At 46.8% G+C, this 25,643-nt stretch carries 14 protein-coding genes and 2 pseudogenes; 12 read left to right on the top strand and 4 right to left on the bottom strand.

All coding sequences use genetic code 11. The features are described from left to right. Positions 1-249: 249 nt before the first annotated feature. Positions 250-5,142, top strand: coding sequence for an autotransporter outer membrane beta-barrel domain-containing protein (locus LPW36_RS05385; RefSeq protein WP_230608406.1), 4,893 nt, complete (start codon positions 250-252; stop codon positions 5,140-5,142). Between the two features lie 454 nt (positions 5,143-5,596). Here LPW36_RS05385 and LPW36_RS05390 read toward each other — a convergent pair whose 3' ends face one another. Next, on the bottom strand, positions 5,597-5,758 hold the full coding sequence (locus tag LPW36_RS05390; RefSeq protein WP_230608408.1) for a hypothetical protein: 162 nt from the start codon (positions 5,756-5,758) through the stop codon (positions 5,597-5,599). A gap of 543 nt (positions 5,759-6,301) precedes the next feature. Here LPW36_RS05390 and LPW36_RS05395 point away from each other — a divergent pair. Then, positions 6,302-9,598 (top strand): S8 family serine peptidase, encoded by a 3,297-nt coding sequence (locus LPW36_RS05395; protein WP_230608409.1) that lies wholly within the window; start codon positions 6,302-6,304, stop codon positions 9,596-9,598. Between the two features lie 655 nt (positions 9,599-10,253). Continuing rightward, a complete protein-coding gene (locus LPW36_RS05400; RefSeq protein WP_230608411.1) occupies positions 10,254-11,516 on the top strand; it encodes a cytochrome P450 in 1,263 nt (420 codons plus the stop codon). A gap of 115 nt (positions 11,517-11,631) precedes the next feature. Here the strand turns inward: LPW36_RS05400 and LPW36_RS05405 are convergent. Further along, positions 11,632-12,240: pseudogene (locus LPW36_RS05405) on the bottom strand (aldo/keto reductase); the annotation flags it as partial. On the opposite strand from LPW36_RS05405, the pseudogene LPW36_RS05410 reads away from it, so the two are divergent. From LPW36_RS05410 to LPW36_RS05420, 3 genes and pseudogenes are all read left to right on the top strand, one after another. Next, positions 12,236-12,454 (top strand): annotated as a pseudogene (locus LPW36_RS05410) (LysR substrate-binding domain-containing protein); the annotation flags it as partial. The pseudogenes LPW36_RS05405 and LPW36_RS05410 overlap by 5 nt on opposite strands. 270 nt (positions 12,455-12,724) lie before the next feature. Then, a complete protein-coding gene (locus tag LPW36_RS05415) occupies positions 12,725-13,117 on the top strand; it encodes a DUF6979 family protein (protein ID WP_230608413.1) in 393 nt (130 codons plus the stop codon). A 90-nt stretch (positions 13,118-13,207) separates the two neighbouring features. After that, complete coding sequence (locus LPW36_RS05420) at positions 13,208-13,666, top strand: hypothetical protein (protein WP_230608415.1); 459 nt, start codon at positions 13,208-13,210, stop codon at positions 13,664-13,666. Positions 13,667-13,773: 107 nt separating this feature from the next. Here the strand turns inward: LPW36_RS05420 and narL are convergent, their stop codons facing one another. Further along, positions 13,774-14,421: a two-component system response regulator NarL gene (gene narL / locus LPW36_RS05425; RefSeq protein WP_230608417.1), complete on the bottom strand. Its 648-nt coding sequence runs from the start codon at positions 14,419-14,421 to the stop codon at positions 13,774-13,776. Further along, positions 14,414-16,216: a nitrate/nitrite two-component system sensor histidine kinase NarX gene (gene narX, locus LPW36_RS05430; RefSeq protein ID WP_230608474.1), complete on the bottom strand. Its 1,803-nt coding sequence runs from the start codon at positions 16,214-16,216 to the stop codon at positions 14,414-14,416. Before narX ends, narL begins: the two co-directional genes overlap by 8 nt. A 326-nt stretch (positions 16,217-16,542) precedes the next feature. On the opposite strand from narX, the gene LPW36_RS05435 reads away from it, so the two are divergent. From LPW36_RS05435 to LPW36_RS05460, 6 genes are all read left to right on the top strand, one after another. After that, positions 16,543-17,925, top strand: coding sequence for a NarK family nitrate/nitrite MFS transporter (locus LPW36_RS05435; protein ID WP_230608419.1), 1,383 nt, complete (start codon positions 16,543-16,545; stop codon positions 17,923-17,925). 477 nt (positions 17,926-18,402) lie between these two features. Next, positions 18,403-22,167 carry a nitrate reductase subunit alpha gene (locus LPW36_RS05440; RefSeq protein ID WP_230608421.1) on the top strand — a complete coding sequence of 1,255 codons (3,765 nt, stop codon included), beginning with the start codon at positions 18,403-18,405 and terminating at the stop codon, positions 22,165-22,167. After that, positions 22,164-23,711 carry a nitrate reductase subunit beta gene (gene narH, locus LPW36_RS05445; RefSeq protein ID WP_230608423.1) on the top strand — a complete coding sequence of 516 codons (1,548 nt, stop codon included), beginning with the start codon at positions 22,164-22,166 and terminating at the stop codon, positions 23,709-23,711. The genes LPW36_RS05440 and narH overlap by 4 nt, the downstream gene beginning before the upstream one ends. Next, a complete protein-coding gene (narJ, locus tag LPW36_RS05450) occupies positions 23,711-24,448 on the top strand; it encodes a nitrate reductase molybdenum cofactor assembly chaperone (protein WP_230608425.1) in 738 nt (245 codons plus the stop codon). The genes narH and narJ overlap by 1 nt, the downstream gene beginning before the upstream one ends. Next, positions 24,445-25,122, top strand: coding sequence for a respiratory nitrate reductase subunit gamma (narI, locus tag LPW36_RS05455; protein ID WP_230608427.1), 678 nt, complete (start codon positions 24,445-24,447; stop codon positions 25,120-25,122). The genes narJ and narI overlap by 4 nt, the downstream gene beginning before the upstream one ends. A gap of 113 nt (positions 25,123-25,235) precedes the next feature. After that, positions 25,236-25,574: a hypothetical protein gene (locus LPW36_RS05460; RefSeq protein WP_230608429.1), complete on the top strand. Its 339-nt coding sequence runs from the start codon at positions 25,236-25,238 to the stop codon at positions 25,572-25,574. Positions 25,575-25,643: the final 69 nt, after the last annotated feature.

Below are 25,643 nucleotides of genomic sequence, written 5' to 3' on the forward strand. Positions count from 1 at the left end.
TTTTTGTTTTTACCTATATTTGGTTATTGCAGTGTTAGTAGTGAATAATAATTAGCTATTTCTCTTTTATATATGAAATATCGTTATTTATTATTTTTATAATTAATGTCTGAATAGCACTTATCTTTATGATGGATGTTATTTCCGGGCGGCGTATTAATGTTTTTGTTTTATATCAGACAAATAAATGCAGCTATTAGCTGTATTTAATAAAGTGTCGAAAAGGACGATTTAATTAGGATTATTAGGATGAAAAAAAGACTCGACAAGTTCACCAACGGTAAATACAGGTTTAATTCTTTGCAAAAAGCCATCGTATTTTCCTTCCCTGCGTTATATTTAGGCGTTTCAATGAACGCCACCGGAGCACAAACGCTGGTTGACGGTCAGGATATCTATGCTAACGGTTTGAATGCAGGCGCATACGATTTAGTGTTGGATGGTGATGTCACCTGGAATACGGCGTTTACGATTAACTCCGCCGCAAAATCTACTATCGCTATTGATGGTGATGGCAATGTTATCAACATTAGTACCTATAATGGGCAGCGTCTGTTTAATATCTATGAAACGCAGAACTCAATTGCTATTAATGACGCCACGATTACTGCCGATCCGTTTGCCGGTGCGCGTTATGCCCTGATTAAGCTGGAAACATCCAAAACTACCGTTAACCTCGATCTGGAAGGAACCACCTTCCTGGATATCGGGCCAACCGACTATAACTCAGGCGGTGTTGCAGATTATGGTCCGATCATCTCTGTTCGCGGTGGCACAGGTTCCGTAATGAACATTGATGGTGGTGTTGAAGGCGTCGTGTTTGAAGGTAACCACGGACAGTGGGACCAGCCGGGGGTAATCGGTATCGATACCGCCAACACCATGAACTTTAACGGTAAAGTCACTTTTGATAGTAACTGGACCGCTAACTATGGTGGTGCGGTAACCATATATCAATCCGGTGGCAACGTAGTGAATTTTAATGGTGAAACCAATTTCATCAATAACCATGCGGCCGTGTTTGGTGGTGCAATCGACCTGTGGGGAGGTAGTGCCGATCTGACGTTTAACGGTAAAACTAACTTCACTGGTAACTATGTCTATGGTACAGCAAACAGCACATATGAAAGCCCTGTCCATACCAATGGTCAGTACTCCCGCGGTGGCGCTATCAATATTGGTTATCTGAACCCGGGTTCCAGCAGCGTTAATCTGGTATTTAATAACGATACGGTATTTAAAGATAACTTTGTTATTGAAGCTAAAGACAGATATAACGCATTAGGCGGTGCAGTCAGCGCTTACGGCGGTAACTATAACTACCTGATGAACTTTAACGGAGCGACTACTTTTGATGGTAACTACGTTTATTCATTAACCGGCGATGCTTACGGCGGTGCGATTTATTACGATGCAGGTCCTAATGCAGTATTAAACCTGGGCCCAGGCTCAAAAGTGACCAACAACGTAGCGAAAACTCAGGGCGGTGCTATCTATCTGCAAGGTGGAACCATCAATCTGAATGCTAACGGTGGCGATATTGTATTCCAGGGTAACCGTCAGGGAGCAACCTTTACCGATATTGGTGATGGTATCTATGCACCGGTAGCCGGTACTGGCGATCCTAACGCTATTTATCTGGGCGGTTCAGGCAGCCTGAATATGGACGTGGCTGCGGGTAACCTGATTCATTTCTATGATCCAATTGCCTCTATCTCCAGTGCAACCATGGAAATTAACAAAACCGGTGACGGTGAAGTGATTTTCCATGGTAACAGCAGCAATCCGGGCGATGCGCTGTATAACTCGGATATCAAAAACAATACCAATGTTAACGGCGGTAAATTCACGCTGGTAGACGGCGTTAGCTACGGTAATATTGAGTTTGGTACTTTTGCCGTTAATGATAAAGCAACCCTTCAGGGCGGTGATAAAACGACGCTGACGGCGAAAGGCATTAACATTAACTCAGGCGGTACCGTTCTGGTTAATGGCGGCATCTTTAATTTGACTGCCGGTGCTAACAATGTGATTTCAACCGCGGGCCTGTTCACCGGTTCCGGTACCCTTGTTGCCCCAGTAATTTCTTTAAGCAATAGTGCGGCTAACACAACCGTTGCCAATATTGAGTCTGGTAAAGAGCTGGTGATGGATGCGCTGTTGCAGGATGCAGGTTCATTCAATAAATCAGGCGACGGTACGCTGGTATTGACCAAGACTAACACCTTTACCGGTGCGACCACCATTGATGGCGGTACGCTGAAGGCTAATATCGTCGATATTATTGCTGCCAGCTCCGGCCTGAAAATGACCGCAGGCGCCTTTGATCTGAATAACTTTGATCAAACGGTAAAAAGCCTGAGTGGCACCGGCTCTATTACTATGGGTACCGGTAACTTAACGGTTAAAGACACAGATACCACTACCTATGATGGCATTATCAGCGGCAACGGTAGCCTGACTAAAGATGGTTCAGGTTCACTGACGCTGACGGCTGAAAATACCTATCAGGGTGGTACTAATGTTAAGGCTGGCACTTTAGTAGCAACACAAACTAAAGCGTTAAGCAGCGGTGATATTGTCAACAATGGCACATTGCAGCTCGATTTTGCCAAAGATGAAGCGTTAGCTAATGCACTGTCTGGCACCGGTACGCTAAACAAAACCGGCAGCGGTAAAGCCACATTAACCCATAATGGCTCCAGCCAGGGTGATGTGAATGTGAAGGCGGGCGCGTTACGTTTCGAACAAACGGGCGATTTTAACGCGGCTAACGTAACTAACAGCGCAGAAGCCACCTTATCGATGGCGGCAAATGCGACGCTGGCGGTTGCAGAACAGTTTAAGACCGACGGTAAGTTTGATGTGGTTGCTGGTAATGCGGCTTCTGTTGTGACGGCAAAATCTGCTGAAATCGGTAGTGCTGCAACCCTTAACCTGTCTGGTTATAACGTTCCAGCCACGATGAGCAGCAAAGAGCTGGGTAGTAATGATTTCCGTGTTATCACCACTTCAGCCGCGGGTAAGCTGACAGGTGATTTCAAAGCGGTTTCTGTCGGTGGCGCAGCCAGTGAAGTTGATTATCTGGTTCTGACCCCAACGAATGACAAGCAAAATTACAGTATTGGCCTGGGCCTCTCCTGGTATGCGGCTGAGTCTAAAGCGCCTGCAAAAGCACAGGGTACTTTTACTCTGGTTGATCAGAAAGAGTTCTTCGATCTGGGTGCAGTTCTGGCGGATAAAGCGGCCAATGCGGCAACCGGCTGGGATGGTAAAACGCTGACTAAAGCAGGCGAAGGTACACTTCAACTGTCTGGCGTTAATACTTACACCGGCGCAACGCTGATTAACGCAGGTACATTACGTGCCGGAAGTGCAGATATTATTGCCAAGAGTTCACAGTTAACCGTAGCAAATGGCGGAACCTTTGATCTGAATAACTTTGATCAGCACGTTAATAACCTGAACGGAGCCGGTAACGTTACATTAGGCAGCGCAACCTTAACTACCACTAACGATGTCAATAATACCTTTAGTGGTGTGATCGGCGGTGCGGGTAACTTTGTTCAGGAAGGTAAGGGTCAGTTAACTATCACTAACAGCCAAACCTATCTGGGTACTACCAACATTAATGCGGGCTACATGACCCTGCTGAATAACGCAGTGCTGAACAGTAGCAACGTGACTATTGCTAAAGGAGCAGAGCTGGGCGGTTACGGTGGCGTAAATGGCAGCGTTATCAACGATGGCTTACTGGCAACGGCTGATGCCGCTAACGGTTATGCAGCAGAACCTGCGGGTAACTTCACGATTGGTGGTAACTTCACTAACAACGGTGAAATCCGTATGGCCAGCCCGGACCCACGTAGCCAAACCATCGTTAAAGGTAACTACATTGGTAATAACGGTCTGTTAACGCTGAGTACCGTGCTGGGTGGCGATAACTCTATTACCGATAAGCTGATTATCTCCGGTGATACTTCTGGTACTACTAACGTCGTGGTGAACAATGCCGGTGGCGAAGGTGCTCAAACTAAGAAGGGTATCGAGATTATTAGCGTAGGCGGACAGTCAAACGGTCAGTTCACATTGGCTAACCGTATCGTGGCGGGTGCTTATGAATATAGCCTGTATCAGGGACTTCCATATGAAGCCAACGGTAACTGGTATCTGCGTTCTGTTGGACCAGAGAATAAACCACAGTTGCGTCCTGAAGCGGGTATCTATTTAAGCAACCAGTCTATGGCCAGCGTATTACAATCTCTGACACTGTTTGACCGTCAGGGTAGCCAGTTCAGAAGTGCTGACAGCAGCGCCTGGGGTCGTATTATCGGTGGTCGTGTTGACAATAAAGCCGGTAATGGTGGCCTGGATATGAACAGCGATTATACGTTGATTCAGGTGGGTGGTGATTTACTGAACTATACCACGGGTGATTCCGGTACGGTGGTTGGTGTGATGGGAAGCTGGGGCGATGTGGACTCCGATGCCAGCAGCAAAGCCAATAAGAAGGGTAAACAGTATAGTGCTACCGGTACGGTTGAAGGCTTCAGTCTGGGTGTTTATGCGACCTGGTTTGCTGATGCTAAAGATCAGAAAGGCGCTTACCTTGATGGTTGGTCTCAATACGGTTGGTATAACAACAGCGCCAGCGGTGAGTCAATGTCTACAGACAAGTATGACTCTACGTCGATGACTTCATCACTGGAAGCCGGTTACAGCTTTGTACTTAACGACAATACCATGAACGAGTGGCGTTTAATTCCACAGGCTCAGGTTGTTTATAACGACTACTCAGCCAACAGTTTTGTTGATTCTGGCAAGACCAAGGTTGATGGTCAGAAGAATGATAACTGGAGCACGCGTTTAGGTTCTCGCATTGCGGGCAAAATCAAAGGTGAGAGTTATACCCATCGTCCGTTTGCTGAGGTGAACTGGTGGTATGCTCAGGATGGCGCTTCCGTTAAGTTAGACCAGAATACCGTTAAGCAAGATATGCCGAAGAATCGTGCAGAGCTGAAACTGGGTCTTCAGAGCGAGTTTGATAATAACTGGAGTACCACAGTAAGCGTAGGCGGTCAGGTTGGTAACAATGGTTATCACAGTATGCAGGGTGGTATTAATGTTCGTTACGCGTTTTAATTAGCCTTAACGATCATATAGTCCGGAACAGCGTGTCATTCGTGGCACGCTGTTTTTTTATAGCCGCTAAACGCCATATCTCTTATTTCCTCCGGAAGTGATGCAATAGCGCCCACCGCGAGGCCCGATACAAATCCGTCCTGAGGAACAGGGGCATCCGCTGTCTGAATAGTTAATCGGTCTGACGACGGGCAGTGACCCTGACCAGAAACGATAAACAGCAGGTGCGATGGTTGGTTTTTTATTGTTGATATAACAGTTATCAGTATTGCACAGTAAAGAAGAGGGTACCCATCTGGCGGGTTCTGTATCCGGCGTTATCCTTGACCAACTATCTCTTTGCTCATGAATCAATACTTTCTGGTCTTGTTTCAGCGAAGCAATAACTTTCCCATTTGGGGAACTGCGCACATTAAGTTTTTTGGCACTGACATATTGCGTAACTAACTGAATTTCAGGCGGTGCTGAAGTGGTTTGGCCGCGATAATAAAGCAGTGGCTGTGGTATGAGGTGATGATTTATCTGAAGTGGTTGGTTTCTCTGATTTAAAGATGAAACCAACAACGACAATAACAATAAGGGCGATCATCATATTATTACGTTTAGCTCTGACCATAATCATCTTCCTCGTATGAAAAGGTATGTTATGGCATAAGCATTTGATAATAATCAGCTGTCAGATTTGCCAGCTCTCCCGTAATAAACAGGGAATATTTTAATTTATCGCAGTCACTTCGCTTGTTTGGGTGTGAAGGCACAGCGGTGTTAAAGGTGCTCGCCCGTCGCACAATAATTGAGTACAGCACAACATCATTTACACACAAAACCTACTCACTCTGAATTCCACTCCTGTTACTTAAAAACAACACATTTCTATCGTGATATATCCCATTTGGTAATGAATAACCAAACAAAATAACCAATAAAAAACAAAATCATCAATATAAATATCGTAAATTTCAATACAAGAAGCACATCACAAAATTGAAACTATCCGTAAAGTGTAAAAAAGTATGTTGATATTTATCAATATGTAACCAATCAATAAGTGGGCAAACTTATCGCCGTAGTTTGGTACCGCGTTTAATCAAAATAGAAAGTGGCACAGCTGCCATTAACCAGAAACGTTTATATAAGCCTCGCTTGAAGGAATTTTTATATGAATACGATGTTCGAGACATTTTTTGATAGTGCTCACCAAAAATCGTTTACAACTAATAAAAAACAGGAAAAAACCACAGGGTTAACCAAGTCTGCGGTTGCTTTAGCTATTGCTGCGGCAACCTTATCAATGACGGGAGGGGCAACGGCAGCCTATATCGAACCCGGACAAATTGGTGATAAAGCCAGTTGGGAAACCGAGGAATACGCTAAAGACTGGGGACTGAAGGCGATGAAAGCGTCAAGTGCCTATGCCTTAGGTTATTACGGGCAGGGTGTCAGAGTTGGCGTAATGGACTCCGGGGCGCTGTTGTTTAAACATTCTGATTTGAATGGCGAGCGCTTTCATGCGGTTCATGCCTCCGGGGTATATGGATCTTCTGGTTTACGCTATCCACAGGTGGCAACAGGAGGCCAGCAGGGCGCTTATGTAAAAGGTGAAGCCTTTGATATCACCGGTGAATGGGTATTGGGCCTGAATGATGGACACGGTACTCATGTAACCGGCACTGTCGGTGCCAACAGGGATGGTGAAGGTATGCATGGCGTTGCCTGGGGTTCCGATATTTATGTCGGTAACAACGGGGGCACTGATAGTAATAACTATGGCCCATTCCAGGATTACCAGTACTTCTATACCGGCTGGAAAGCGATGGTGGATGCCGGTGCTGAAGTCATCAATAACAGCTGGGGTACCAATATTCGCATTGTTGACCGGAAAACCACCGGGAGCGACAACGGAAATACCGGCGTTCACCTGCCAGCGAATAATATCAATCAGTCAGAATATGAGTATTTCTACTTCAACAAAATGTACGGTGATAACCCATCATTTGTTGATGCCGCTTATGATGCGGTGAAAGACACTACGGTAGTGCAAATATTTACCACCGGCAACCGTGATTATGCTAACCCATTCTATCGTGCACTTTACCCCTATTTTAATCCGGAGGCTGAACAGCACTGGATTGCGGTGGCCGGTTTACAGCGCGTAACCGGAACCGATAACTACGCTCTCTCCTATACCTGGAACGAAGCTGGTGATGCCAAATGGTGGACCGTAGTGGCTCCGGGCAGCGTGATATATTCCACTACGGTGGATTCTGCTACCGGTGCCGCCGGTTGGGGAAATTCATCCGGTACCTCTATGTCAGCCCCTCATGTTGCCGGGGCAATGGGGGTTCTGCTTTCCCGCTATCAGGACATGAGTGCGCTTCAGGTACGTGATGTGATGTTTACCACCGCTAATCATCTGAATCCGGACGGCAGTGTATTAAATGGCTGGACCGCAGCAGAGGGTGTACCTGATGTCCGTTACGGCTGGGGTATTCCGGATCTGGATAAGGGTATGTACGGTCCGGGTCAGTTCCTGAGTAAATTTGAGTACAACATGGCGACTACCCCGTTAGATGTCTGGAGTAACGACATTAGCCAAACCGGACTGGATGCTCGCCAGCAAGAGGATCTGGCGTGGCTGCAAGCCTATCAGGCCAACGGAATTGCTGCCGGTGGCGACTATGAGTTGGGGGATGATTTTGTTGTCAGCGACGGTAATAACGATCCAACGGATCACATTATCGATCTGGCGGATGCAGAAAAATGGCGTCAGGAGTACTACGATAAACGCGCCGCCGCGATTCAGGCCAAAATTGATGCGGGTTCCTATATTGCTTCACTGGTGAAACAGGGCTCAGGTACGCTGGTGATGACCGGTGATAATACCTATGCCGGTGGCACTACTGTCGAAGGTGGCTCATTGTATGGCTTCACCGAATCGTTTGGCGATGGCAAAGTGAGGGTAAATGGCGGCCAGTTTGGCGTTATTTCCAGCTATAACGACGCCTTTACGCTAAAAGGCGAGCTGGCGTCAACGGAGAGTCATAAAGCCAATATTGAAGTGAACGCCGGTGGTACCTATGTGGTCAGCGCCGGGGAAGATGTCAACGTAGGTGCACTGACCTTTAACGACGGCTCAATGATTACCGTGGGTTCCACCCGCAGAGACGTATTTAACGATGCATACCTGCATGGCATTACCGCAACGGGGAGCGTTACGGCGGATACCTTAACCGACGCGGATAAAGCGATAGTGACTCCGGACTATGCTTTCTTTAAAACCGATCTGGCGATTGCCGATAACACCATTACCGCCACCTTTGGCCGCAATAATGATGTTTCATTTGCCAGCTATGGTAATCACCGCAACGGTCGGGCCATTGCACGGGCTATTGAAGCCTCGGGCACTACGCCAGTGCTGGCGCGTTCGGTGAGTGCCGCAGCGCTGAGTTCCGGCGGCCTCTACGATAAACTGTTAACCGCCACCAAAGATGAAGTACGCAATACCTTTAACTCTCTTGGCAGCGATATGTACCTGAACACACGCAACGCCAGCATTGTTAACTCGATGACCACCACTCAGGTAGTTAAGGATCAGGCAGCAGGCTCAGGCAATGGCCGTAAGGTGGAGATGGCCGATGGTTCAGCTCGTCTGTGGATGGCCGGTATTGGCAGTTGGTCTGAAGTGGATTATGGCCAGTCCAATATGGATGTGGATTTTTATGCGGCTCTGGTTGGTGTGGAAGCAGATATTGCGGCCAGCACTAAGATGGGAATGTTCTTCGGCGCCGGTTCCACTAAGTTTAAGGGCGGTGTGCATGACAAAGTGGACAGTAACGATATGCACCTGGGCCTTTACGGTATAACCAATTTCGCCGAGGTAGCTTCACTGAGTTATGGTTTGATGTATACCCATCAGGATGCTGATGCCAAACGTAATCTGGTAGTGGTGAATGATATTGGCAGTAATTCAGTTTCTGCGGATGCCGATATTGCCCAGATCTTCACGGAAGCCGCTTATCTGGGGCTGAATACCAATAGTTACTCCATTGAGCCGCATCTGGGCTTTAGCTGGATGCATATTAAATCGGATGATTACACTGAAACCGTTAGCGATATGGCATTCAAAACCAAAGTTGACGATCAGAACCTGCTGGTAACGACCTTTGGTGTTCGCGGTGGCTTGCCGTTTACCGTTGGTGAACTGCCGATGACCGTGAAGGCAGATCTTTATGGAATGCACTTCGCCGGAGATAATACCGCCGAAGCAACCATGTATCTCGCGGATTCAGGTGTGGCTAACATCAAGGGCGGTAAGCTTTCCACTATGGCAGGAGCCGCTCTGGGTATTGAAGCGCAAGTGACCAAATCTGCATCATTTGGCGTGTCATATACCGGAGCCTACAACAGCGATATCACCTCAAATGGTGTTTACGCTAAGTTGAAAATTGACTTCTAAATCTTAACTAACCCGATTCACGTATAGAAAGCTAATTTCTGTACGTGAATCGAATAGATGAGCTTGTCAGACGTATCCGTCTTTAAATAGTGATGAATTACCGACCGTCGTGCGGTATGACAGATATCCGAATAAACAGAAACGAAATTGATTAAACCTGACCTGTGAATTACCGACGGTATTAATGGGGTTGATTAATTTTCACTACTGATTAATAGAAACTATATAGTAAATAAATACAGCGTTAAGTATTGGGTTGATATATATATTTTGAGAATATCCTTTGATTTAATGGTGTTTTTTCATATATTTTATTTTGATTATCTAATTGTATTTATTGGTTTTTTTAAATTATTTTTTGCTTATATTAAATTTTAGCCACAATTTTATTGCGATGATTTCATTTGGCGGTTATCAGAGTGATTAAAATGAGTGGATTTTTATCGTTAATCGAATTTTATTTGATCTGTTATAACTAAAATATCCCATGATTATGGTTTATTAATATGCAAACAGATTGAGTTATCATCCTTTTTCACTAATGAAGTGGGTGCTATTCTGTGATTAATAAAATCGTTATGACTCAATTCATCAGGTATCGCCAGTCGATATCCTTAATCCTGCATTTAATATGGTTATTGAAGAAAGAGGCAAGATGCATCACTTAAGTACGGATATTTGTCATTATTTATACTCGTTAGCCGATGAGCAGAATGGTAATAACGTTTCCCTTGAGCTCAATGGGGTATCCACTTTGATTGTACAAAACAGGGAGGATGCCGAGTATGTTTTACGCCGTAATTATGAGAACTATGAAAAGAACATGGCCTGGTTTAAGCAGGCTTTGGGTACATCACGCTTTTTTGAAAATGGTCAGATTTGGAAACTGCATAAAAATTTAACTCAGCCATTCTTAAATCGTTTTGACGACCAGCAAACGGTCAAACTCTCCATTCACCATGCACAGCAGGGGGTGGCACAGCTAATTGATGATAGTTGTGCTGGTCAGCCAACGCTGGATGACGGCATATTCCGTAAGATGGCTATGGCGGTATTTATTGAGAATTTCTTTCAGGTTTCGCTGGAAGAGTCCGGTATTAATATTGATAACATTGCAGAACTGATGGAGTTCAGTTCAGAGTTCTCTTTTATACCGGCGGGTATCTTGAACACTCAACACCGGAGAAGGTTGGTTAAGCTACGGGCACTGCGCCGTCAGGTTAACGCGGATCTAAAAATATTCAGAGATCCTGAACGTATCAACCCGTTACTGGCGCGCATTCTCAATGCGGAAGCCGAACCGGGCAGCCAGGTCGTGCTGGAAGAGGAACTGATGGCGTTTTTAGCTGCAGGCTCAGAATCAACGGCGGCAACCATGAGCTGGGTTTGCTATCTGTTAGCCAATCACCCTGAGCAGCAGGAGCGGCTTTATCAAGAAGTGATGATGCATCCTCATCCGACTAACTGGCAACAGCTTAGTCAAATGCCGGGGTTAATGACCTTTATTTCTGAAGCGTTACGTCTGTATCCCCCCATACCGATCATTATCCGACAGGCAATCGGTGCGGATAAGATAGGTAATGACGCAATCAGCGCGCGGCAAAATATCATTATTTCGTTTATTGGGATTATGCGTAATAAAAATGTCTACCCAAATCCGGCTGAATTGAACCTCAGAGATGAGGATTATTCACCTCTTAACGATAAAGAGAGCGGTATAGGCATCTCGTTTAGCCACGGGCCTCGCATATGCGGAGGCAAAGATTTCGCTTTAGTTGAGCTGGCGGGATTTGTTCATACCTTCCTGAAGCAGGCTTCGTTTACCCTGACTTCTGACTTACCTCCGCGTTTTTACTGGAAATCTCAGATGATAAATCAGGGCGGGCAACCGGTTAGGGTTACGCCACGTCTGGATTAGCGAATAGATAGCGTGCCATAAAAAACTGCACCTTACTCAGTTGGGTGTCCAACTTTTGGGGTGCAGTCCAATCTGCGGGGTTTTGTGTTTAATCAGGCACCAGGCCAGTCATGACATCGGGTCCTGTATTATGTATCAGCGCGATCAGCACCTGATTGGCCTTCAGTGCCTGAGGGGTAAAACGAGGCAGCGTATTGCGAAAATCGGTGCTATCAAACGGTGTGCTTTCATTGATTTTTCCAGTGAGATAGCCTTTGCCCAGCGGGCTGTATGGCACCAGTCCGATACCTAATTCTTCCAGCAGCGGCAGAATTTCCAGCTCCGGTTTTCTCCACCACAGCGAGTATTCACTCTGCAATGCAGCTACCGGTTGAACGGCATGGGCGCGGCGGATGGTGTCGGCGCCGGCTTCTGACAGGCCAAAGTGTTTCACTTTACCTTCTTTAATCAGGTCCTGAACCGCACCCGCAACATCTTCAATAGGGACATTCGGGTCAACCCGATGTTGATAGAACAGATCGATAACCTCGGTTTTCAGGCGGTTAAGCGAGGCTTCCGCCACTTTTTTAATGTGTTCAGGTCGGCTGTTAAGGCCTATCCATCGTGGTCCGCCGTTAGGGTCCGGCTGAAAACCGAATTTAGTTGCAATCACGACGTTGTTCCGCAGTGGTGACAGGGCTTCTCCTAATAGCTCTTCATTGGTATAGGGGCCGTATACCTCTGCCCTGCGTCAGCGTATTGAAGCGGCGGTTATTGGTTTGGGGATCTCTTTTGTACCGGAAGATTCCGTGAAATATGAAATTGCTAACGGCAGTCTGGTCAGGGTACTGGATGAATGGTGTGCGCCTTTCTCCGGTTATTATCTCTATTATCCCAGCCGTCGGCAGCATACTACTGCCTTTTCGCTGCTGATTGAGGCGCTGCGCTATAAGTCGTAGATTAGTCAGGAATCGTGGGGGCGTTCGCTTTTTTACTGCTCGTAAGTTTTCGGGTAGCAAAGGTACGGTATATTTGTACCGAGATAGGGTCAATGGGAGTATGAGATAATTATCGGGTTTATTTAGAATTTTTGGAGAAAGCTCGCAATACGGTTGAAAATGAAGAATAAGTTACATTAGAACAACAGTTGATATACATATCACAGAAAAGAATAATATTTAGAGTTGAAAATTTTATTTTGATATATTCGAAATTCAGGCATATCTAAAATGGAAATTTCAATAATGGGTAATTATGGAAAAACAGCAATTGATGTTGTTAACAATTATTTGAATGGACAGGATTTGTGTATAGCATGGAATAATCAGATTAGAAAATATACTTGTTCAGAAAGTAGTATCAAGAAACCATGTCCTAAACATGCATTTTTAGGATTGTGTGAAGCTGGTTTAGTTATCGGGATACCCAAAGGGACCTGCCCGAATTCAAATAATGAAAATAAGATTTATGCGCTTTCTTTATATCGTCTTCTTAAAGGAAACTTGACTTTATCTCCAAAGGAGCTTCATCGGCTATATGAAAAAGAGAGGGGTAAGTCCTTAACATATAATAGTCAGGCTGATGTAGTTATTTCTCTTTTTCGTGAAGGGTTACTGAATTAATATATTGGTTCTATAATTTGTTATTTTTATGGATTTTATTTTTATTAATCGTAATGATATGATTCAATTGATTATTTTACGGTTAAGGAGATGGCTGTGGATTTGAATAAAAGTGATATCTTATCTAGAGATATTGAAAATTACAGTAAACATATAAATGAGTTTAGATCTCAAGCGAATATTCAAGGAATTTGGTTATTCACTTCTACTTTGGGGTGTTGGAGCGTGAGCGTTCCTGTAATTCAGCTAATTGCAGCAGTTTTATTATTATTTATTTTTGTATTTCTTGTTAATAAAGATATTGGTGATAAAAGGGAATTTTATAAGATAAAAGAAGAAATAGAAAAGGACATTAATGATCATCTGACAGGGGATACCAGAATGGCCAGACTATATGAATTAGAACAGGTAGAAGGATATCGAAAGTCTATTAAGCCTGTATTAAAATCATCTCCTGTATTTATCGTGTGTTATATTTTTTATTCTATTAGCATTATGAGTTTTTTGGCTAATTTAATGCCGCAATACAAATTTTTACCTTTTTACTGATAGGCTTTTTATTTATTAAATATTGGACTGTTCTGGCTTTTAATATTAATTTTCTTAAAATCTCAGGGATAACTATTTTAGTTATCCCTGGGACTCAATCTATACAATCAAAACACCTTCTCCTGCAACACCCATACCGCTGCCTCAACCCGGGATTTAAACTTCATCTTTCTCAGCAGATGCTTCACATGTACTTTTACCGTACTTTCAGCAATATCCAGCTTACGGGCGATAAGTTTATTGGATAGCCCCTGAGCAATCAGTTTTAAAATTCCCTGCTCGCGAGGAGTCAACTGCTGTATGTCTCGCTCGCCGGAGGGCTGAGCCGTGCGCAGGCTGGCGGCCAGAATGGGCGTTAACTTTTCACTTAAAACCATCTGGCCGGTAGCCGCCTGACGTAGTGCCTCCAGCAGATCTTCGGGTTCCATATCTTTGAGCAAATAGCCATCAGCACCGCGTTTTAACGCGGAGACAATGTCATCTTCATGATTGGAGACGGTAAACACAACAATACGGCCGGATAACTCCCGTTTACGTAGCAAATCCAGCGTTTCCAGGCCATTTAAACCGGGCATATTTAAATCGAGCAGAATTAGGTCCGGATCGTACTGTTCCGCCAGCTCTACGCCTTGTTCACCATTATTGGCTTCTGCGATAACGTTCAGGGAAGTATCCATGCTAATCAGCTGTTTTACACCATTGCGGATCATTGGATGATCGTCAATTAATAGAATAGAGGCGGTCTGGTTAGTCATTAGTTGCTCCTGGTAATCTCATCCCGGCAGGCTGGGGGGTAAACTCAACGTTGACTTCAGTTCCACCCTGCGGTCGATTGTAAATTTCAAACTTGCCGTTCAGGCTTTTGGCCCGGTCACGCATGATAATTAACCCGTAATGATTCTGTCTTACGTGATCTTCCGGTAGCCCGCATCCATCATCACTGATAAGCATCCGAATATTGCCCTGATGCTGTTCAAGGCTAAGGTTGACCTGAGTGGCTTTGGCATGTTTATAGATATTATTGAGTGCTTCACGCGCTATCTGTATTAAATGAATTGCCTGATGGCTGGGAACCTGATGTAACGACAAACGGTAATTCAGGGCGATCGGAAAGTGTAATTTTTCACTGAATTCCTGAATCGTAGCCTGGAGTGCCGCCAGCAGCCCCGCTTCCGGTAGCTGCAAGCGGAAGGTGGTGAGTAATTCCCGCAACAGTTGATAAGCGCTGTTCAGTTCGTTGCGCATTTCCGTCAGACGTCTGGTGCTGCTCTCTTCCGGAAACGCGTTTTCCATTTGCAGGCAACTGACCTGAATTTTCAGGAAAGAGAGGGATTGGGCAATAGAGTCATGCAGTTCTCTGGCGATAGCTGAACGTTCCTCCATTAATAGTAGTTGCTGTCGTTGATGTGATTGCCGTTCCAGCGTCAGCGTACTGGTCAACTGGTCAATGAGCATATTGAGCAACTGCTGGTGTTCGTCAGTTAAGGCAATATCAATGGGGCGCTCCGCTAATATCAGCCCATACTGCCCATGTTGATCGGCTAAACGCCAACTGAGCGTCTGGCGAGGGCCATTATAGCGGGGATGTTTGGTCATACAGGCATAGCAACTTTCCTGCTGACAGTGCTCCGGACGAATAAGTTCATCATTACTAATCTGTTGAAAATAATTGAGATCGTTATTCTCATACAGTCGGATTTGCAGGTTATATAACGGTGTCATGTTCTGAAACTGGTTCAACACCGACAACAACCTTGAGCAGAGCGGCTGATTAGTATGTAGTTGCTGACTGGTGTGATAGAGAAATGACAGCGTTTGGTTTTTATTTTGCAGTTCGATGGTCTTCTCTTGAACGCGCGTTTCAAGGCTGGAATAGATCTGCGAAAGTTCGTCAGACATGGTATTCAGCGTTGCACCGAGCACTCCCATCTCATCGACACTGGTGGCATTAAAACGTTGGGTAAAATCGCCATGGCCGATAGACTCAGACATGGACAGTAGCTTGCTCCACGGCTGTAAAAAACGGTTACGCAAATAGTAAACGGCAATAGCCATCACCAGCAGCATAACAAGAATAAAGGCAATTTGTTGATGGCGAATCGCTATCAGGCTTTGTTCTGTTTTATGGTCAATGGCCAGCACTAATTCGTCTAACTGATGAACATACTGAATAACCTGAGCGGTGGCCTGTTCAGGGCCGGGAGCGCGTTCCAGTTGTGGGCGTAGCTGCTGATGCCAGTAGTTTTTAAGTGCGGTGAGTTGAGCGGTTAACTGTTCCTTTTCTACCGTTTGTTCGAGCATTGGGCTGTTTTGATCCTGCTCTAACTCATCCAGATAGCGTTTACTCTCACCGTTTAGCGGCACCATAGTCAGAATACGATAGCTCTGCATTCGTAGCGAGCCTGCTTTATTGATGGCGTGGGCATGCCCCTGAATAGCTTCCGCTCTCCAGCTGGAAATTGACATACTAACGATGCCCAGCAGGCCAAGCATTAGCAGCAGTAAAATAACCTGATTCACAATGGAAAAGGGAACAGGGCAACGTTTTATCACAAGGCAATCATTCCTTAATGGATCTCTACTGCTTCTTTTTAGACCAAATGTCCACCAAACCACATACCTATATGGGATTACCCCCAAATAGTCGGTTGGATGAAAATCGTATGAGCCATCACATGCTTAAGCGTTCAATGTATTGATAAATAACGGGTTTTATTTGAATGACAGTGTGCCCACTAAGGGGGTGCGGGGTTTTTCAGGCTTAAATATTACTGTCTCCCCTTTGATGTGCATCAAATATAACTGACAAATTGGTACTAGGGTAGCGGCTAAACAGCTTGCGAATTTTTGCATCAGATTCAACTAAAGAGGCCTATATGAATAACCAATCTGTCACTCAATCTCCCAGAAATCGGGCATTGATTCAGGACTGGAAACCGGAGGATCCGAAATTTTGGCGAACAACAGGTCAAAAAATTGCGCAACGCAACTTATGGATTTCCGTTCCCTGTTTGTTATTGGGGTTCTGTGTCTGGATGTTATTCAGTGCGGTAACCATTAATCTGAATAAAGTCGGGTTTCAGTTCAATACAGACCAGCTGTTTATGTTGACGGCGTTACCTTCTATTTCCGGAGCCATATTGCGGGTGCCTTACTCTTTTGTGATCCCTATTTTTGGTGGACGCCGTTGGACCGCTTTTAGCACGGTGATTTTGGTGATCCCCTGCATTTGGTTAGGGATTGCGGTGCAGGATCTGTCCACTTCCTATAATACCTTTGTGTTGATCTCTTTGCTGTGCGGCTTTGGTGGCGCTAATTTTGCTTCCAGTATGGCGAATATCAGCTTTTTCTTTCCCAAAGAGCGTCAGGGTGGTGCATTAGGAATTAACGGCGGTTTAGGTAATCTTGGGGTTAGCGTAATGCAACTGGTTGCTCCGTTAGTGGTTACCTTAGCGGTTTTTGGTGGTACTGGTCAGGCAATTGATGGTGGTGAAACGCTGTGGCTGCAAAATGCGGCATTTGTCTGGATCCCGTTACTGCTAATTTTTACGCTGGCGGCCTGGTTTGGTATGAACGATCTGTCGACCGCTAAGGCATCGTTAAAAGATCAACTGCCGGTCTTGAAGAGTGGCCATCTGTGGCTAATGAGCCTGTTATATCTGGCAACTTTTGGTTCATTTATCGGTTTTTCCGCCGGTTTTGCCATGTTGTCAAAAACTCAGTTTCCCGATGTGAATATTCTGCATTTTGCATTTTTTGGACCGCTGTTCGGTGCTCTGGCCCGTCCGGTTGGTGGTATGTTGTCTGACCGCTTTCGTGGTACCCGGGTTACGCTGATTAACTTTATCTTTATGGCGATCTTTGTGGCTTTACTGTTTACCACCTTACCGGGAGAAGGGAAATCAGGTTCGTTTATGGCTTTCTTTGCGGTGTTTATGGGACTGTTTCTGACCGCGGGTTTGGGCAGTGGCTCTACTTTTCAGATGATTTCGGTAATTTTCCGTTTGATTACGGTACAAAAGGTAAAGGCGCGCGGCGGTAGCGATCAGGAAGCACAGCGTGAAGCAGCGACAGATTCAGCGGCGGCGTTAGGGTTTATTTCTGCCATTGGTGCCGTGGGTGGTTTTTTTATTCCTAAAGCGTTTGGTACCTCACTGCATATGACGGGGTCGGCGGTTGGGGCTTTGGATCTGTTTTTGGTGTTTTATCTTGTTTGTGTGGTGATTACGTGGAGCGTGTACGGGAGACGTAAAGGGTAACGGGATTGAGTTCAGAAGGTGTTCCAACCAGACCCAACGCGCGCCCCGTAGCTGATTACCGATGATTTATCGACCGCTTCCGATGCTGATATTAGTACCGGGAGCGGTTGAATATTTACAGGGGCTGATGTTTTAGATTTGTCAGCAGTCTGTCTGACAGCGATTTTCTATTTTTGGCGTTAACGATGCCTCTCCTTTCCCCTTCTACCCACAAATAGTTCACTGTGAAATTAAGCATCTTGTTTTTGTTAATGAGTGTTTAATTTTGATTAAATATCAATATATTAGCTTTATAATCCTCCGTGCCACTTTGGTGGTAGTTGCGCTTTTTTCAGCGTTTTAAGTGTCAGGCAGGATTGATTAAAGTCAATTTTACTCAAATCGACACGGATAAGATGGGCTCATTCCATAAGTAATGCGTTCTGCATTTTTATTATAACGGCAGCGACTTCAGGCTGTGTTGCAGGAGAGTCCCGGATGAGTAAATTTCTCGATAGGTTCCGCTATTTTAAGCAATTGGGTGATACCTTCGCCGATGGGCATGGTCAGGCGTTAAATGTTAATCGCGATTGGGAAGATGGTTATCGTTCACGCTGGCAGCATGACAAGATTGTTCGTTCTACCCACGGTGTTAACTGCACGGGTTCCTGTAGCTGGAAGATCTATGTCAAAAATGGTCTGGTTACTTGGGAAACTCAGCAAACCGACTATCCTCGTACCCGCCCCGACCTGCCTAACCATGAACCTCGAGGTTGCCCACGGGGTGCCAGCTATTCATGGTATCTGTATAGCGCTAACCGCCTGAAATACCCTTTGATGCGTAAGCGCCTGATTACGCTGTGGCGTGAAGCGAAAAAACAATACAGCGATCCGGTAGAAGCCTGGAGTTCAATTGTTGAAGATGCGGAAAAAACTAAAAACTATAAGCAGATTCGCGGTCGCGGTGGCTTTGTTCGTTCTGACTGGCAGGAAGTGAATGAGCTGATTGCTGCCGCTAACGTTTATACCGCCAAAAAATATGGTCCGGACCGGATTGTTGGTTTCTCACCCATTCCCGCTATGTCGATGGTCTCTTATGCCGCAGGAACGCGCTATCTGGCGCTGATTGGCGGTATTAATCTGAGCTTTTACGACTGGTATTGCGATTTACCTCCGGCTTCACCGATGACCTGGGGAGAGCAGACCGACGTTCCTGAGTCTGCCGACTGGTATAACTCCTCTTATATTATTGCCTGGGGTTCAAACGTACCCCAAACCCGAACGCCGGACGCGCACTTTTTTACCGAGGTTCGTTACAAAGGTACCAAAACTATTGCCATTACCCCGGACTATTCTGAAATCGCCAAACTGTGCGACCAGTGGTTGAGTCCGAAGCAGGGTACTGACAGCGCTATTTCACTGGCGATGGGTCATGTGATTTTGAAAGAGTTCCATCTGGATAAGCCAAGTGACTATTTCACGGACTATGTACGTCGTTACACCGACTTACCCATGCTGGTGATGTTAGAACCTCGCGAAGATGGTAACTACGCCGCCGGGCGCTTGTTGCGTGCTGACGATCTGGTTGGAAAACTGGGTCAGGACAATAACCCTGAATGGAAAACCGTTGCCATCAATCAAACTACCGGTGAACTGACAGCGCCGCAGGGCTCTATTGGTTTTCGCTGGGGCGAGAAAGGCAAATGGAATCTGGAACAGAAAGACGGTAAAGATCAGCAGGAGATAGCACTACAGCTCAGCCTGCTGGGACAGCATGATGAAGTGGCGACCGTTGGTTTCCCTTACTTTGGCGGTATTGAAAACGAAAACTTTAACCGCGTTGAGCTACAGGAAGTGCTTCATCATCAATTGCCGGTTAAACGCCTGCAACTGGCGGACGGCAGCAGTGTATTAGTGACCAGCGTTTATGATTTGATGATGGCTAACTACGGCATCGAACGCGGCCTGAAAGATGAAAATTGCGCTAAAGATTATGACGATATTAAAGCCTATACCCCGGCGTGGGCAGAGCAAATCACCGGTGTTAATCGTCAGGACATCATCCGCATCGCCCGTGAATTTGCTGATAATGCGGATAAGACTCACGGTCGCTCAATGGTTATTGTGGGTGCCGGTTTAAACCACTGGTACCACATGGATATGCAGTATCGCGGCTTAATCAATATGCTGATTTTCTGCGGCTGTATCGGTAAGAGCGGCGGTGGCTGGGCTCACTATGTAGGGCAAGAGAAGCTGCGTCCACAAACCGGCTGGTTGCCGCTGGCGTTTGCCCTCGACTGGCAGCGTCCACCGCGCCATATGAATACCACATCATTTATTTATAACCATTCCAGCCAGTGGCGTTATGAAACGCTGGCAACGGAAGAGCTGTTGTCTCCGCTGGCGGATAAATCCCGCTTTAGCGGTAATCTGATCGACTTTAACGTGCGGGCTGAACGTATGGGCTGGTTGCCTTCAGCACCTCAGCTTAATACTAACCCGTTAAACATTGCAGAGATGGCCCGCGCCGCAGGCCAGAGCCCGCTGGATTATACGGTAGACAGCCTGAAAAACGGCAACCTGAGTTTCGCCGCTGAAGATCCGGATAACCCGCAGAACTTCCCGCGTAACCTGTTTATCTGGCGTTCTAACTTACTGGGTTCTTCCGGCAAGGGGCATGAGTATATGCTGAAATATCTGCTGGGTACCGAACATGGTATTCAGGGGATGGACCTGGGGCAGCAAGGCGCTGAGAAACCTGAAGAGGTGCAGTGGCGTGACGATGCCGGAGAGGGCAAGCTGGACTTAGTGGTAACGCTGGATTTCCGTATGTCCAGCACCTGTCTCTATTCCGATATCGTGTTACCAACCGCCACCTGGTACGAAAAAGACGATATGAATACCTCGGATATGCATCCGTTTATCCATCCGCTATCTGCGGCGGTAGACCCTGCCTGGGAGTCGAAAAGCGACTGGGAGATTTATAAAGGTATCGCTAAAAAGTTCTCCGAAGTGGCGGTTGGTCATCTGGGAGTGGAAACCGATGTGGTGACGCTGCCGATTCAACACGATTCTGCTGCCGAGCTGGCGCAGCCTTATGGGGTGAAGGACTGGAAAAAAGGCGAGTGCGACCTGATCCCGGGAAAAACGGCACCGCATATTATGGTGGTAGAACGCGACTATCCAAATACTTATGCCCGTTATACCGCACTGGGGCCGTTAATGGACAAGCTGGGCAACGGCGGTAAAGGCATTAGCTGGAATACCCAAACCGAAGTGGAATTCCTGAAAAAGCTTAACTACGTTCAGACTGATGGCGTAGCCGCAGGGCGGCCTAAAATTGAAACCGCGATTGATGCAGCAGAAGTGGTGCTGTCTCTGGCGCCGGAAACCAACGGTCAGGTGGCGGTTAAAGCCTGGGAAGCGCTGGGCCACATCACCGGTCGTGACCACCGGCATCTGGCGCTGAATAAAGAAGATGAAAAGATCCATTTTCGCGATATTCAGGCGCAGCCGCGCAAAATTATCTCCAGCCCAACCTGGTCGGGCCTGGAAGATGAACACGTCTCCTATAGTGCAGGCTATACCAACGTTCATGAACTGATCCCATGGCGCACCATTAGTGGTCGTCAGCAGTTGTATCAGGATCATGAATGGATGCGTGCCTTTGGTGAAAGTTTGCTGGTGTATCGCCCACCCATCGATACCCGAGCGGCTAAACCATTACTGAATGCCAAACCTAATGGCTATCCGGAAAAGGCGCTGAATTTCCTGACGCCGCACCAGAAATGGGGAATTCACTCCACCTATAGCGATAACCTGCTGATGCTGACCCTGTCCCGCGGTGGTCCGATTGTTTGGATTAGCGAAGAGGATGCCAAATCGCTTGGCATTGAAGATAACGACTGGATTGAAGCCTTTAACAGCAATGGTTCACTTAGCGCCAGAGCGGTAGTGAGCCAGCGGATTCCATCAGGGATGACCATGATGTACCACGCTCAGGAGCGCATTGTTAATCTACCGGGTTCAGAAATTACCGGACAACGAGCCGGTATTCATAACTCAGTTACTCGGGTTAGCCCAAAACCAACCCATATGATTGGCGGCTATGCCCAACTGGCATACGGATTTAACTACTACGGCACCGTGGGCTCTAACCGCGATGAGTTTGTGGTGGTTCGTAAAATGAAAAACATTAACTGGTTGGATGACGAAGGCCACGATCAGGTTCAACAGGATACTAAACGGGAGAAAGCCCAATGAAAATTCGTTCACAAGTCGGGATGGTGCTGAATCTGGACAAGTGTATCGGCTGTCATACCTGTTCAGTAACCTGTAAAAACGTCTGGACCAGCCGGGAAGGCATCGAGTATGGCTGGTTTAATAATGTGGAGACTCGCCCGGGAATCGGTTATCCCAACGACTGGGAAGATCAGGAAAAATGGAAAGGCGGCTGGATCCGTAAGATCAACGGCAAGCTGGTGCCGCGCATGGGGGGAAAAGTCGGTCTGTTAGCCAAGATCTTTGCTAACCCTCATCTGCCTCAGTTAGATGAGTATTACGAGCCGTTTGATTATGACTACCAGCATTTGCAAACCGCAAAAGAGGGAAAAGCACAGCCGATTGCCCGTCCACGCTCGTTGATCACCGGTCAACGCATGGACAAAATCGAAGGCAGCGCCAACTGGGGTGAACTGCTGGGCGGTGAGTTTGAAAAACGGGCCAAAGATCAAAACTTCGAAAACATGCAGAAGGAGATGTACGGCCAGTTTGAAAATACCTTCATGATGTATTTACCACGGCTGTGCGAACACTGTCTGAACCCTGCCTGTGGTGCAACCTGTCCAAGCGGTGCTATTTATAAACGTGCGGAAGACGGTATCGTGTTGATCGATCAGGATAAGTGCCGGGGATGGCGTATGTGCGTCACTGGCTGCCCGTACAAAAAAATCTATTTTAACTGGAAGAGCGGTAAGTCAGAAAAATGTACTTTCTGCTACCCGCGTATTGAGAGTGGTCAACCAACGGTCTGTTCAGAAACCTGCGTAGGACGTATTCGCTACCTCGGCGTACTGCTGTATGACGCCGATATGATCGAGAAAGCGGCATCGGTAGAAGATGAGAAAGATCTGTACCAAAGTCAGTTGGATGTGTTTCTCGATCCTAACGATCCTGAAGTGATAGAGCAGGCGCTAAAAGACGGTATTCCTTTAAGCGTCATTGAAGCGGCTCAACAATCACCGGTATATAAAATGGCGGTGGACTGGAAGCTGGCGCTGCCGCTGCATCCGGAATACCGAACCTTACCGATGGTGTGGTATGTACCGCCATTATCACCCATTCAGTCCGTTGCTGATGCGGGCTACCTGCCGCACACCGGTATCTTGCCGGACGTTGAAAGCCTGCGTATCCCGGTGGAATATCTGGCAAATCTGTTGACCGCCGGAGATACCAAACCGGTGCTGTTGGCGCTGAAACGCATGATGGCAATGCGTCACTATAAGCGCGCCGAAACGGTAGAAGGCGAAAAAGATCTGCGGGCGCTGGAAGAAGTCGGGCTGACAGAAGCTCAGGCACAGGAGATGTATCGTTATCTGGCTATTGCCAACTACGAAGATCGATTTGTGATCCCATCCAGCCATCGGGAAATTGCCCGTGAAGCTTTTCCGGAAGCCAAAGGCTGTGGTTTCAGTTTTGGTGATGGTTGCCACGGCAGCGACAGCAAATTCAATCTGTTTAATACCAAACGAATTGCTTCTATTGATGTAACCGCGAAAACGCCAAAAGATGTGGGAGGACAGGAGTGATGATTAGCCTAAAAATACTCTCTTATCTGCTGGAGTATCCGGATCCGGCACTGTGGCAAGCAGCCGATGAGCTGCTGGCCGCAACGGCCGAAGCAGATGAACTGACGGCAGAGCAGAAAAGCGCGCTCACGGCACTTATCCACTGGCGCTGTCAGGGTAATTTGCTGGATGCTCAGGAAGAGTACAGTAGCCTGTTCGATCGAGGCAGAGCAACGTCACTATTACTGTTTGAACATGTGCACGGCGAATCACGGGATCGCGGTCAGGCCATGGTGGATCTACTGGATCAGTACAAGCAGGCGGGTTTACAAATTGACAGCTGTGAACTGCCAGACCATTTACCACTGTTTCTCGAGTTTTTGTCGGTTTTAGATGAGTCTCAGGCGCGAGGTTGGTTACAGGATATTGCGGCTATTCTTGCGCTGTTAGGGGCTCGCCTGCATCAACGTGAGAGTGGCTATGGGGCACTGTTTGATCTGTTAACCGATATTTCCGGTAGCGAAGCTCGCAGCGCAAACCTGAAAGAAACCGTTTCGGCAGAAGCCCGGGACGATACCCCACAAGCGCTTGATGCGGTATGGGAAGAGGAGCAGGTGAAGTTTATTGATGCACAAAGCCAAAATGAGTGCGGCAATTCTGCACAGCAGGCTCATCAGCGGCGTTTTGCCGGCGCCGTTGCTCCGCAATATCTGAGTGTTGAATCAGCCTCGGCACGTACCGGAGGAAACCCTGTATGAATTACGTAAACATGTTCTTTTTTGATATTTATCCCTACATGGCAGGGACCATTTTTCTGATCGGTAGTTGGATCCGCTATGACTATGGACAGTACAGTTGGCGTGCCGGTTCCAGCCAGATGCTGGATAAGAAAAACATGCTTTGGGCATCGAACCTGTTTCATCTCGGTATTCTGGGGATTTTTGCCGGTCACTTTCTCGGTATGTTAACGCCACACTGGATGTATGAGTCATTTCTGCCGCTGGAAGTAAAACAGAAGATGGCGATGATTGGCGGCGGAACCAGTGGTCTGCTAATGCTGATTGGCGGCGTGGCACTGCTAAAACGTCGTTTAACTAACCCTCGCATTCGCGCTACGACCACCACCATGGATATTCTGGTGCTGACCCTGCTGCTGGTGCAGGTGACATTAGGTTTACTGACCATCCCATTCTCCGCTCAACATATGGACGGCAGTGAAATGATGAAACTGGTGGGATGGGCACAAAGCGTCGTTACTTTCCACGGTGGTGCATCGGCCCATCTGGAAGGGGTTGCTCTGGTGTTTAAGGTCCATCTGGTTTTGGGAATGACACTCTTTGTCTTGTTCCCGTTCAGCCGTCTGGTTCATATCTGGAGTGTTCCGGTGGAATACCTGACCCGCCGCTACCAATTAGTAAGAAATCGCCACTAAGAAAAAAGATGTTGGGCAATTGTCTCTATCTTGTTGGTAATTGATTTAGTCATAATATCGCATCTTAAAAACCCGGCTATCTGCCGGGTTATTTATTCCATATGCACCATACAATGAATACAAACCCATTTGTCGCCCGCTGGGGGCGCTCCGGTAATTTATTGTGCCACGGCGAGTGGCACATTACCTATCTTGAAAGACCATTTATGCTGCCGGAAAACCGGAGGGATAAGGATATGGGAACCTACGGGATCTATTACATTATCGATCCGGAAAACGAGCTGTTTGCCGAGGGGCGGGATGAAGATGACTGGATCCTGGAAAACATTGACTGGCTGGCAGACTGTTTAGTGGATAATGGTCTGCCCATTGATGAAGCGCATATTCGGTTTTTCTATCAGGCGGTTAACCCGCAGGACTGGCGCTGCGGTAGCTGCGCCGGATGTATGTAAGGCTATTAACGGGCAGAGGCTCGCTTGTTGGCATGACATACCAGCCGGAAAAAGTGAGTAAGCTTTTGC

The sequence above is a fragment of the Limnobaculum eriocheiris genome, assembly GCF_021010575.1.
Classification (GTDB): domain Bacteria; phylum Pseudomonadota; class Gammaproteobacteria; order Enterobacterales; family Enterobacteriaceae; genus Limnobaculum; species Limnobaculum eriocheiris.